Origin of the sequence: Candidatus Aquicultor secundus (assembly GCF_002791875.1) — a bacterium.
Classification (GTDB): Bacteria; Actinomycetota; Aquicultoria; order Aquicultorales; family Aquicultoraceae; genus Aquicultor_A; species Aquicultor_A secundus.
This window is the reverse complement of sequence record NZ_PFNG01000236.1, coordinates 1-12,804: the sequence shown is the minus strand read 5'-3', so window position 1 is coordinate 12,804 and position 12,804 is coordinate 1. Positions and strand designations below refer to the sequence as shown.

Below are 12,804 nucleotides of genomic sequence, written 5' to 3'. Positions count from 1 at the left end.
GGGGTGGGGTTTGTATCCAGCGGCACGGTAACGCTGGAGCAGGCGTACATCATATACTCATCGATCTTCCACGCGACGTTTATTAAGTATCTTTATGACCTGCTGGAGACCGGGTTTTCGCTACCGGGCGAGAGAGAAGTGTTTTACAATTTCCGGGAGAGTCGGCCGACCGCTCCCGATGTGAACTCGCTGCGTTTTCGGCAGGGGCCGCTGATGGAGCGTTCGGAAATCCTTGACGAGATCGCCGTTGTCGGGAGATATACGGTTGAAACGGGACTCGTGGATTCGTTTTTTGGGAACATAAGTTATTTTAGCGACGGCATAGTGTATATCTCGCAAACCGGGGCATCGCTCGACGGGCTCGACGGCTTTATCGACCCCGTCCCCATGGATAATTCATCGACCTACGGAATAACGGCGTCATCCGAGTTGCCGGTGCACAGGAGGATCTACGAGACGACCGACTGCCGCACGGTACTGCACGGCCACCCGAAGTTTTCGATTATCATCTCAATGCTCTGCGACAAGCGGGCGGTGTGTGAAATCGTTGATTGCGGTAAGAATTGCCCCGAAACCAGGATGTTCGGCGACATACCGATTGTAGCCGGGGAGATAGGGGTGGGTGGTATAGCAAAAAACGTGCCGCCGGTGGTACGTGAGTTCGGGCGTGCTCTTGTCTTCGGCCACGGGGCGTTTTGCGTCGGGCGCAACGATTTTAAAGAAGCATTCACAGAACTGGCAAGGATGGAGGAGGCCTGTAGTACGGGGTACTTCAGACTACTGCGGCAGAGGTTAGATGCCGTCTAACACCTTTTTCTTCTCCAGACGTACGATATCTTTAATCTGATAATACAACCACTTGACTGAATTATTCCTCTGGACGATCTCTCTTAACGTGGATGCGCGGGCGCGCTTTTCATAATCGGCCATAGTAAGGGCATCGTATATCGCGGCGGCCGTTCCCTCGATATCGAACGGGCTTACAACGAGGCTCGTGTTCCCCAGTTCCGAGGTCGCCCCGGCATTCTCAGAGAGTATAAGCACACCGTTCTTGTTGTTTAAAACCGGTCCTTCTTTGGCCACAAGGTTCATACCGTCGTAGATGGGGTTGACCAGCAGGACGTCATAGCATTTTAGCGCCGCTATCGACTCAAGATAATTGTCCTCCAGGCGCAGGTGAATAGGGGACCAGGTATCGGTTTTATAGCGGTCGTTGATCTCGTTAACGGTAGCGATTATCGAGTCAAGATAGTCGTTGTACGCTTTAATGTTCTCGCGTGTTGGGTAAAGAAGCGCAAGGAACTTTACCTTTTCTTTAAGCTCGGGATGCTTATTGAGGAGCACCTCAAACGCCCGAAAACCCCTTACGATGTTTTTCGACGGGTCGCTCCTATCCGTCCTCACTATTAAGCTTAATCCCTCGTTGTCATGCATGAACTTCGCCTCATACTCAAGCACTTTATCGCTTGCGCCTACCTCGACCAGGCTCTCATGATCGATCGAAATCGGGTAGGTTTGCACGTGAACTACATGCCCGTGAAGGGTAACGGTTTTAGCTTTCCAGTCAACGTGGCACTGAAGCAGCGTCTCGCAGCACAGCAGGAAGTTGTCCGCGTAATGCCTTGACTGAAAACCGACCATGTCGTTTGAGAGCATGCCCTCTAAAAGCTCTGTCCTCATACTCTCGGGGAGAATCCGCATATAGTCGGGCTCGGGCCAGGGGATATGCGTAAAGTGAAAGAGAAACGGTTCCTGCGAAAGCTCCCTAATATACCTCGCGGCCACAAATAGGTGGTAATCCTGGAGCATGATTATCGGGTTCCGGTGCTTGCGGCTTTCTTTAACCGCCGCTTGCGCAAATAGCTTGTTAGCGGCAACATAGCCGTTATGCCAGGCATCGTGTATCCCGGTTGAAATTGACGGATCATAGGCGAGGTTCCAGATATAATGATGGATAAACCAGAGAAGCGGATTACTTATGATGTTGTAGTACCGGTTATAGATATCTTCGGGGATATCTACCAGCTTTATCAGGCAGGAAGAGCTATCATCGGGAAGACAAACCGACGCATCATCATGCGCCAGTGATCGTTCGATATCGTTCATTGCGGCCGATATCCATGTAGCTTTGGCTTCTTTGCTGATCGCCGTCATGGCGGTAACAAGTCCGCCGCCACCCCTGCGGGTTTCAAGGTTGCCCGCGGCGTCCTGTTCGAACTCCACCGGCCCCCGGTTTGACACCAGGATGATGGACCTGTCTGCAAGGAGCTTCTTTAAATCCGGAATCTTACGGTGTTCACCGTTGCTTTGCAAAAGGTCTCCTTACCCAATAAATTACAGCCATTGCTCAGAAAATTAGTCTGCCCTTCTTATATTTTAAGGTTTTATAGGGCCGTCTGCAATTTTCCGGTTAGTAAACCGATCCAGCACCCGTATCAACAGACAGAACTACCATGCACAACTAATACCGACAACGAACCGATACAGCTAAAACCCGCGTTTAATACACCGGTTCGTAGAGATAGCTGAACAGCTCCATGTAATCAACAAGTTGCCGCGGGCTTAAGAAATTCTTCCGCACGTGCTCTTTGCCAAACACACCCATTTCATGCGCCATTTCAGGATTATTCAGCAATTGGATTAACTTTAAACCGCAATCCCTTGAGCTGTTCACAAGGTAACCGTCTTTGCCGTTTATTACCTGTAGGGGAATTCCGCCTACGTCGCCACCGATGACCGGACGCTCTTTCCATAATGCTTCGGCAACGACAAGCCCAAACCCTTCTCGCGTCGATTTTTGGACGACTACGCGCGAAGCGCGCTGGAATGCGTTGACTTCGAGGTTGCCCACGCCCTCAAGGTTGGAGAGCAGGTGAATATCCGGGTCGCCACCGGCGTGTCTGGATGTCTTCTCGTAATAGTGCCAACCCTCAGGGTCATCCGTTGCCATCGAGGCGATCATCAGGAGCTGAAGCCCCGGAATCTCTTCTTTGGCGATTCTATACGCATCGATTACGCCGAGCGGGTCTTTCCAGGGATCGAACCTCGATACCTGTGTGACAATCGGCCTGTCCTTATCTATATTATACCTTTCGAGAATACTCTCGATCGTACGTATATCGATATCCATATTTTTTGGGCTAAGCGGGTCTATCGTCGGGGGCACAATTGCGATTTTTGGTATGTCGAAGCCCTCTTTAATGTATTGCGTCATAGTAAAAACCGCAGCATCGTAGAGTTCGAGGTACGGCTTTAAAAACTCCCAAACGCTCGGTCGGGCCGCCGTCAGGTCGATGTGGCAGCGCCAGATCCACTTGCCGTTCTTTTTGCCTTTCTCCTCTAGATAGGAGATCATAGCGGCAGGTTGTGGGTCGTGTACCATAACGATATCATAGTCACCGCTAAATAGATTAGAGTTCTCTTCGTTTTGGTTGAGGTAGGTCTCTATCATCTCCGGAGTAGTCATGAGATCCATGCCCTGAAGCGCGTTATGGAACAGTTTGGTTACCGTAAAGAAATCCTCGCTGCCCGGGATAACCTGCCAATGGGCGTCAATCCCGACATCTTTCATAAGCGGTATAAGCGTATATAATAGCTCGGCCACACCACCGCCAAAAGCGGTCGAACTAAGGTTCAATATCTTGACACCGTTCAGGGCTTTACCTAACTGCCGGGCTTTTTCGATAACCTCGGCGTCTACTATTCCTTCGTAATCTTTTAGCGATTTAGTGCCGACGGGTACTGACGTTAACATGGCATCAAACTCCTCGTGTTTGTTTATTCCCATCAAAAAAGGCTTGATAACGATCCTCCAGAAAGAATTTGCTCAAGTCGAAAGGACCTTAAACGATAACTAGTAGTGATTATCGGTACCAACCAGAATCGTTTTAGCGCTTATTATGTAGCACTATATTATGTAGCACTATAGATACCAGCACTATAGATACCAGCGCTATAGATAAAGAGTTCACTATAGATAAAAGGTAGAACCGGCTTTACCAACTGTGGCTAAGAGAGATTGGGTCAGGAAGACCAGCATTAAATAGACCGCTGGTAGAGAGATTAGTCTTAGAAAGAGGGAATCAGCAATGAAAATAGCTCAGATTGCACCGATTTGGTACGCGATACCTCCGAAAGGTTACGGCGGTATTGAATACGTCGTACACTGCATTACCGAAGGACTCGTAAAAAAGGGACACGATGTCACATTGTTTGCATCCGGCGATTCGGTCACAAAGGCCAAGCTCATAAGCCCGTATAAGGTTGCTCCGACCGAGAGAATCGGCCAGACGTATCCCGACCTTATCCATGTTATGCAGGCCTATCAGATGGCCGGCGAGTTCGACATAATCCACGATCACAGTGGGCTTATCGGTCCTGTAATAGGCTCGTTTACAAATGCGCCGGTTCTTCATACGTTACATGGTCCGGCAACCGATGAGGCAAAGGTTTTCTATGGAAAGCTTAAGGACCGAATTTACTTCAACGGAATCAGCGATTACCAGAGAGAGAATTTCGGCGATCTCAATTTTGTGGGAACGATTTATAACGGCGTCGACCTTGAGAAGTACGAATATACCGACAAGAAAGAAGATTACATGTTCTTTATTGGCAGGATGAATCCCGAGAAGGGTGCTCACGTAGCGGTCGAAGTCGCTAGGAAGACCGGGAAGAAGCTTATTATGGTCTCTAAGATGACCGAGCCGCACGAGAAGGCGTATTACGAGGAAAAGGTAAAGCCTCTGCTCGCTCCAAATATCGAGCTTATGGGCGAGGTTGATACCAAGACCAAGGTCGAGATGTATAAGAAGGCGAGCTGCGTGCTCTTCCCGATACAGTGGCCCGAGCCGTTCGGCCTGGTGATGACCGAGGCTATGGCATGTGGAACGCCGGTTCTCGCAATGAGAAACGGTTCGGTCCCCGAGGTTATCGACCACGGCACGACCGGTTTTATTTGTAATACAACCGATGAGATGGTCGAGGCCGTATCGAAAGTCGATACCATCGAGCCGATTGACTGCAGACGCCATGTGGAGAAGCGTTTTAGCACCCACAAAATGGTTGACTGCTATGTAAAAGCCTACATCAAGATCCTCGAAAAAGAGAACAAGTATTACGAGCTGCCATCAGTCGCATAGACCAGGGTCCCTACCCCACACTCTCGACCCACATTTACGGTGCGGCGTTTCGCAAGAATTTTGCGGCGGCTTCAGGGATGGTGATGTCTATCCACATGCCGGTGCCCAGCTCGAAGCCTGCGGGGATTGTTAGCTTGGGGATTATAGACATATGCCAGTGGTAGGTGTCGGTCAGCCCATATCCGGGGGGGCTGGTGTGCAGGTACATGTTATACGGAGGATCGTTTAGCCCGTTGTAAAAACGCCGCAGCGTATTCCCGAATATGAAGGCGAGTTCTTCAATCTCATCATTAGAAATATCTTCGAATTTAGGCCTGTGACGCAATGGCACTATCCATGTTTCGAAGGGAAGCTTGGCGGCAAACGGAACAAACGCAAGGAAATTATCCGTTTTTTCTACAACCCTCTCATTGATATCCAGCTCTTGCGAAATAATTTTGCAGTAAATACAGTGCCCGTTTTCGTTGTAATACTCGGCGGCCCCGTGCAGCTGGGCTGCGGGAAGCTCGGGGAGTACCGGAGCGACGAACAGTTGGGAATGGGAGTGCTCGAGCGATGCCCCAGCCGACTTGCCGTGGTTGATAATAATCTGGATATAGCGGGCGTAGGGTTGATTCTTATGGTAATTATATCTAAGCTTATATGCCCTTAGCACCTCGGCTACCTGGTGTGTTGGGTATGTAGCAAGGCTCAATTCATGTTGGGGGCCGTGGATGATCACCTCGTGCGCCCCGTATGCCTTTCTGCTCAAATAGAGGCCGTTTATCGTTTCGTCGTGGTTTTCTGGTGTAAAGACGGGGAATTTGTTCGGCACTACCCGGATCGTCCAGTCCGGCGAGTCGGGCGGTAGTTCACCCGGTCGAAACGCCAGGGTTTCAGGCGGGGTCATGGACTCATTGCCGTACTCGAACGGGCAGACCCGAGGTGAAGAGCCGCCGTCTCTTTTCACGAAATCATCCGGGCGTTTTGCTCGTTCTTTTGCTACAACGACCCAGCGTTTTGTCACGGGGTCCTGTCTTAACTCGGGCATTGTGTCTCCTTGGCATGGGCTCAAAAAGAGATATCAAAGAAAGCATACTATAAACTCCCCGATGAAGTTTGTTTCTCCGTCTACCAAAAATAAAAAGTTTAAAAGTCCACAACCTAAAAGGTAAGCCAAAAGTTTCAAAAACTCAAATTTCTTGTTTAACAACCAACAGTTAAGGGTAATACAAACGTTAATTATTAAATTACCGCTTATAAGCCATAACAAGAAGTCTTTAAATCAGTGTTTAATCAGCGAGGTTTACAGGGGGCGTATTGGGTGTTTGCCAGCGACCATAATTCGACCACAGAAGAGTTAGCAGCTTTAGAAAAAGAGTTTGGCGAAGACAGTAAGGCATGGCAAAGAATCTACGCGAACATGGTTCAAAATAGCTTTGAAGCAGGTAAGAACCTTCAAGAAGTGTTAGCCTCCGTACTTGAATCAATCATAATGCTCTCTAAGGCGAGCGCCGGCATTATGCTGCTACAAAGTGATGATGCACAAAGCCTGGTCGAGATTGCAAGCAATGGCTTCAGGTTCGATGAACCCGTAGTTTTTAAGAAAAGCGCAAATATTGGGAAAGAGCTGGAAGAATATCTTTCGGCTGACATAAAGCACGCTGATGGCAAGTTCGCTATCAGCGGTCTGGGATCGAGAGGGCCGGAGGTAGGGGTACTTGCCGTTTATTTCGCGGATCCATCTAAACAGGTACCGGAGGCACAGAAGCTGCTCGAGCTTTTAAAGGTTCACATCGCAGATGGTATAAATCGGACACGGGCGTTTGATACCGCAAAGCACCGCGACGTTCTCTTTAAAGCAAGCCTGATGCAGCTGGGTAAGGCTATGGGTACCACGCTGGATATTAAGAAGCTCACACGCCAGATTACCCACGTTGCGATGACGATTGTAGAAGCCGATCTTTGCGATATTCTTCTTCTTAAGGAAGGCTCGCTCGAATTTCAGGTTGCTTCCGGGTTTAACAAGATACTTAAGGGGTTTGGAAACGTACCGCTTAAAAAAGATCCCGCTGCGGGAATTGTCGAGCGCGGCAGGCCGATGGTTATAAAAAATATAAGGTCGAAGAGCAGGTTTCATGAGCGTCCCTGGCTTAACCGCGAGCAGTTCAAAGCATACATCGGGGTGCCGATTAAGCAGGATGATAAGGTAATCGGTGTCTTAGAGGCTTTTAGCAGGAGCACTTCAGAGTTCGACAACAGCGATCTTAAAATATTGCAATCGCTTGCCGGGCCGGTAGCGGCTGCATTGCGCAATATTAAATTCTTTGTGGAGACAAAGAAAAAAGCTGAAGAACTGAGAATACTGCACACGCATACCTCGAGAATTGTTGCCGTTACCGATATCGATAAGATGATGAAAGAGATCGTAGACGCCGCAAGGTCGGCGGTGGGTTGTTTGATGTCCGCGGCGGCGCTTTATAACCCGGAAACCGGGTGCTTTGAGCAGCGAACATCCAACATCGACCCCATCCTTGGTGAACCGGTATTGACCAGGACGAATGAAGAACGCGTCTCATACAACGAAGTGGCTTACGCCGAGATACTTCGCACCGGGAAACCTTTGCGCCTGGACGATATAAAGCTGCACAAGGAAAGCGGAATAGAGAGAACCGAGGACCTGCCGCTAAGAGGTTTTCTGGGGGTTCCGCTTATCGATCAAAATAAGAACCCGTGCGGTCTGGTTATGGTGAGTTTTAAAAAAGACGGAGGAGTATTTACCGAGACGGACGAGGAAGTTCTCTCGACGCTCGCAAACCAAGCATCGATCGCTATCCAGAACGCACGCCTCTACAGCCAGCTTGAATACACGGCGAGAGGTTTACGAAACCTCTTTACCGTAAGCCAGAAGATCAGCTCATCCCATGATTGCAACAAGATCCAGAGGTTGGTTATCAAGGCGGTCTCGGGTTTCTTTGGCGTAAAGTCGGCGTGTATAGCGCTTTATGATGATGACATCGGTGAGCTAAGGATCTCAAAGTGCTTGATTAATGGTGTCGAGCGGTTCCATCATGAAGTTCTTGTCATTGATGAGGGAAAGAAGCAAAGCCTGGTTGAGGATAAAAAACCGGTGCTTATTGCATCATGTGAGCTGCTTAAGGGGCTGAATTTGGGCAAAGAACTACTGATTGAGGATTTCAAGTCGTTTTTAGCGGTACCGCTGGTTGTTAAAAACAAGGTAATAGGTATTCTCGGCCTCTCCACTAATTGGATGGGGGATGAGGCCCAGTTTGTCGATGAGCTTGAGCTGCTACAGATCTTTGCCAGCCAGGTAGCGATCGCAATTGACAACTCGCGCTTGTATGAAGAGGCGCTCTATAAGGCCAAGAACCTATCGGCCGCGCTTGATTTTTCAAAGCTTATTGCAAGCGAAATCGACCTGAGCAAGATATTTAAACGAATCGGTCAGGTTATCAAGAAAGTATTTGAGATAAAACGCGGCTGTATTTTCTTAAGCGGCAGGTCTGGTAAAAAACTTGACAACGTGTACAGATGGGGAATCGATAAGGATACCTTTAAGACCGACGAGATCTACACCGACGAGAATCACCCGGTTGCTATGGCCTACAGAAGCCGGTCGCAAATCGTCATAGATGACCTATTGAGTTATGACTACCCGAACAACAAACAGATTGACACTGATGAGGAATTTAAATCTGCGGCAATTGTCCCGCTCATAGTGAAAGGAAAGGTTCGCGGCGTTATCTCTTTGTTCTCGGTTGAGCCGAACTTCTTCACAAAAGAGCGCCTGTCGATAATCAGCATTTTTACTAACCAATTTGCGGTTGCCATCAGGAATAACCAGCTTTACTCGAGGGTAGTCGAGGAAGAAATCGCCCGGCATGAAGCCGAACTCTCCGTCGAGCTTCTCGAAGAGAAGGCGAAGAGTTCAATCGTTATCGAGCGGACGGGCGAAGGCATTTTCATGGTCGATCCCGAGTTACGGATCGAGCTATTTAACCCGGCACTTGAGACGATGACCGGACGTAAAGCGGATAAGGTAATCGGAAAGAAATGCAATGAGGTATTTAAAGACATATTTGTTGACGGCAACGTTTGCAGCAAGTGCCCGATGCATGATCGTAGCAGGACGCGGTCTGAGAGAATAAAAGCAAATATTCGCCGTAATAAAACCGGTGAGATGCGTTTTGTTGAGGTAAATCATTCGATGATAGATTACGGTGATAAAAAAGGAATTGTCGGCACAGTCAGGGATATAACCAAAGATCACGAACTTGAGATTTATTACCACGACTTAAGAATTGCAACCGAGGTCCAGAAAAACATCCTGCCCCATAGCAAGCCTGCGACAGCTGGTCTGGATATCGGCTTCATGTGCCAACCGGCAAAACAAATCGGTGGCGATTACTTCGATTTCATTCCGCTCGATAATGACAAAATCGGTATAGCGATCGGCGATGTGGCCGGTAAAAGCTTGTCTGCGGCGCTTCTTGTTTCGATGCACAAGTATATTCTGCGCGCGGCGGTTGCCAACACCGATTCGGTTATATCACCGCTCAGGGCGCTCAACCAGATTATATGGGAGGATACATCGCCGGAGGTTTTCGTGACGACGATTTACGGCGTCTATAACTACACCACCTCGACCTTTATATATGCGAATGCGGGGCACTTGCCACCGCTGTTCTGCTCGGGAGGGCAGGCAAAGTACCTGTGGTCGCCACAAACGCCACTTGGGATTCAGCAAAGCTTGTCTATCGAGCAACAGCAGGTGCGGTTGGATAAAGGCGATATGCTCGTTCTGCTCAGCGATGGCGTGACCGATATACGAAACAACAAGGGAGACTGCTTTGGGCTTGAGCGACTGCGTAGGTTCGTTAAGAGAAACGCCGATCTTAGCGCTCAGGAACTCGCAGATCGCATCTATAAGCACACGGTTCGCTTCTCGGCCGGCGAGCTTGATGATGATTTTACGATTGTGGTGCTTAAATGTACCAAAAATGGTGAGAAAACGGACGTTAAAGAAATGGTTGTTATCAACAAACCGATTGCGGTCAACGACGTAAGAAGATTTGTTGCCGAGGAGCTTAAAGCTACTGGATTCGATAAGCCTGGTTCGTCGGATGTGCTCGTTGCGGTGTGCGAAGCGGTCACCAATTCCGTCCTGCACGGGCAATCACCGGATGGTGAAGACAACAATATCCGGGTGGGATGTTTCATCGAGGACTCCTTCTTTAAGGTAGCAATTTCAGACAGCGGTATCGGCTACAATCCCAACCTGTCCGCATGGCGGCCGCCCGATCTGGTACGAGATAGGGGCCGCGGCATATATCTCATGCAGCGGCTTATGGACGACGTTAAATTTGTAGCCAGGGACCGCGGCGTTACCATCATCCTTTCCAGAAAACTACCGGACTCTTGTGATGAAAATCGCTGGATGTAGCAAGAACCCCTTTTATAACCCGCCGATTTTGGGTATATAGTGCTAAGTCGGATACCTAGCCAGCTGTGCTTCTAAACCAGGGGCGTGAACCAATTGAAAATTAACCTTAGTTCGATCGAAGAATTTATGGACGATGGGTATATTCATGCGAAAATTACCGAACACGAGTCGGGAGGAAACGGTTTGGGATGTTCCTCTTCTGATTACACGGTTTTACTGCCGTTGATAGGAGGAAAAACAAGCATAGAGGCCGTAGAGTTCGCCTCGACAATTCTTACTGGAAAAAAAGCGAGGCTTGTAGTCCTCGGGATAGTGGAGGTTGCGGGAGAAGCGTCTTTAAGCACGGGGGCTTTGCCTGCGCGGGATTACCGCCGGCTGCTCGAAGCGAATGATATGCAAGATATTATGCATGATATAGTTGATGGTGGGCAAAGGATCGAACTAAGTAACCTCGTTAAGGTTTCTCGGAACATATGGCAGACGATCAAAGACACCCTTGAGGGCGATAACTACAATCTTATGATTGTACCGTGGTCGCATGAGAACCATACGAATCCCCATTACGACATCCTCCTTAACGAGCTTATTACCGAATCGCCCGTTGATGTGATCATCGTCAAGCCGGGGATTGCTCACCATTACAAGAGGGTTCTCGTGTGTCTGCAAGGTGGGCCGGATACAGATTTGGTTATGGAAACAGCGCTGTCGGTAGCGGGCAACCGTGGCGCAGAGCTTACAATTGTCCATATGCGCAAGCGGAGTAACTACGGTGAAGAAATGGATCTGGCTTCATCAATAGATGTAAACGCCGGCGACCACGATCTCATAGTAGCGGCCGCTCCCGCTACAGGGTCGAACGGATATAGCGCCGATCGGGTTGTCGCATCAATTTTAGAGAATACTACAGCAACCGTAATAATTACAAAAGCATCTACGGCACCAGAGAGGATATCGCCACCCCCTGAATTTCTGCCTCGTAAGAAGAATGGAGGCGGTAAAAACGGTAGCAATGGCAGCAATGGGAAGATTATGTTGCCGATCTCAGATATTGTAGATAAGTGGTTCGCCGAAAACACGTTTCACGCGGATGACTTTTCGGATATCGAAAAGTTGGTCGAAGCCAAGCGCAAGCAAGGTTTAACGATAAGTTTAGGGTTGCCCACCCTGAACGAGGAGCAGACGATCGGCATCATCATCGAAACAATAAAGACTAATTTGTGCGATCGGTATCCCCTCATCGACGAGATCGCAGTTGTTGATAGCGATTCTATAGATTCTACGGTTCAAATAGCGGGAAGCCTTGGCGTGAAAGTCTTGCAGGAAAGCGATATATTGCCCGAGTGGGGCTCGCATTTGGGAAAAGGTGGGGCGCTCTGGAAAAGCCTCTGTGCGCTTAAGGGGGACATAATAGCCTGGATAGATACCGATATAAAGAATATCCACCCCCGATTCGTCTACGGGTTGGTCGGCCCGCTCATAAAATATCCCGACATAAAATACGTAAAGGGCTTTTACAGGCGACCCGTTAAGATCGGCGATCAGCTTATCGAAACCGGCGGCGGCCGGGTAACCGAGCTGACCGCACGCCCGCTGCTTAACCTATTTTTCCCCGAGTTATCCGGTTTTGTCCAGCCGCTCTCGGGCGAGTATGCGGGCCGACGCGAAATCCTTGAGCAGATAGGTTTTCACAACGGTTACGGCGTCGAGACCGGTTTATTGCTAAATATTCTCGAACAATTCGGCCTCGACGTCATGGGTCAGGTGGACCTGGTAGAGCGTATTCATCGCAACCAATCGCTGGAGAGCCTCAGTAAAATGTCCTTTGCGATAATCCAGGTGATTATCGATAAGTTAGAGCAGCGCCATCGTGTTGAATTGCTCAACGAGATCAATAAAACAATGAAACTGATTAAACATGAACCCGACCAGTTTTACCTGGATGCGAAGTCGATCGAGGAAACCATGAAGCCCCCCATACTCACTGTGCCGGAATACCGTGAGAAATTCATCCAGCTTGAGATTGAAAATATGGACCGGGCGGTTTAATGTAGCATGTAAAGGTTTTTTGGGTAATAGTTATCATGAAATTCCGAAAGTTAAGAATATTTGGTATAATAACAACGCGTTAAGAATTAGCGCGAAACAAAAAACGGGGCGTAGCGCAGTTTGGTAGCGCACACGGCTGGGGGCCGTGTGGTCGCAGGTTCAAATCCTGTCGCCCCG

At 49.0% G+C, this 12,804-nt stretch carries 7 protein-coding genes and 1 tRNA gene; 5 read left to right on the top strand and 3 right to left on the bottom strand.

Going from position 1 to position 12,804, the window contains the following annotated elements; genetic code table 11:
• Window positions 1-807, top strand: an 807-nt coding sequence (locus tag COY37_RS10050) for a class II aldolase/adducin family protein (protein WP_286977458.1), incomplete at its 5' end; no start/stop codon positions are given.
• On the opposite strand, the gene COY37_RS10045 is transcribed toward COY37_RS10050, so the two are convergent.
• Window positions 793-2,313, bottom strand: coding sequence for an alpha,alpha-trehalose-phosphate synthase (UDP-forming) (locus tag COY37_RS10045; protein ID WP_286977455.1), 1,521 nt, complete (start codon window positions 2,311-2,313; stop codon window positions 793-795). The genes COY37_RS10050 and COY37_RS10045 overlap by 15 nt on opposite strands.
• A gap of 187 nt (window positions 2,314-2,500) precedes the next feature.
• Window positions 2,501-3,754, bottom strand: a complete 1,254-nt coding sequence (locus COY37_RS10040; protein WP_286977453.1) for a glycosyltransferase — start codon at window positions 3,752-3,754, stop codon at window positions 2,501-2,503.
• Window positions 3,755-4,088: 334 nt separating this feature from the next.
• On the opposite strand from COY37_RS10040, the gene COY37_RS10035 reads away from it, so the two are divergent.
• Window positions 4,089-5,138 carry a glycosyltransferase family 4 protein gene (locus COY37_RS10035; RefSeq protein ID WP_286977451.1) on the top strand — a complete coding sequence of 350 codons (1,050 nt, stop codon included), beginning with the start codon at window positions 4,089-4,091 and terminating at the stop codon, window positions 5,136-5,138.
• A 34-nt stretch (window positions 5,139-5,172) separates the two neighbouring features.
• Here COY37_RS10035 and COY37_RS10030 read toward each other — a convergent pair whose 3' ends face one another.
• Window positions 5,173-6,168 carry a galactose-1-phosphate uridylyltransferase gene (locus COY37_RS10030; protein ID WP_286977449.1) on the bottom strand — a complete coding sequence of 332 codons (996 nt, stop codon included), beginning with the start codon at window positions 6,166-6,168 and terminating at the stop codon, window positions 5,173-5,175.
• A gap of 273 nt (window positions 6,169-6,441) precedes the next feature.
• On the opposite strand from COY37_RS10030, the gene COY37_RS10025 reads away from it, so the two are divergent.
• The 3 genes from COY37_RS10025 to COY37_RS10015 all read left to right on the top strand — a co-directional run bounded on the left by COY37_RS10025 (window position 6,442) and on the right by COY37_RS10015 (window position 12,804).
• Window positions 6,442-10,581 (top strand): GAF domain-containing protein, encoded by a 4,140-nt coding sequence (locus COY37_RS10025; RefSeq protein ID WP_286977447.1) that lies wholly within the window; start codon window positions 6,442-6,444, stop codon window positions 10,579-10,581.
• 93 nt (window positions 10,582-10,674) lie between these two features.
• Window positions 10,675-12,627 carry a glucosyl-3-phosphoglycerate synthase gene (locus tag COY37_RS10020; RefSeq protein ID WP_286977446.1) on the top strand — a complete coding sequence of 651 codons (1,953 nt, stop codon included), beginning with the start codon at window positions 10,675-10,677 and terminating at the stop codon, window positions 12,625-12,627.
• Between the two features lie 104 nt (window positions 12,628-12,731).
• Window positions 12,732-12,804, top strand: a tRNA-Pro gene (locus COY37_RS10015).

Bases quoted from the DNA above. Each gene is read 5' to 3' on its own strand.
- COY37_RS10030 (WP_286977449.1), bottom strand. From the start codon at position 6,168: ATGCCCGAGTTAAGACAGGACCCCGTGACAAAACGCTGGGTCGTTGTA.
- COY37_RS10040 (WP_286977453.1), bottom strand. From the start codon at position 3,754: ATGTTAACGTCAGTACCCGTCGGCACTAAATCGCTAAAAGATTACGAA.
- COY37_RS10035 (WP_286977451.1), top strand. From the start codon at position 4,089: ATGAAAATAGCTCAGATTGCACCGATTTGGTACGCGATACCTCCGAAA.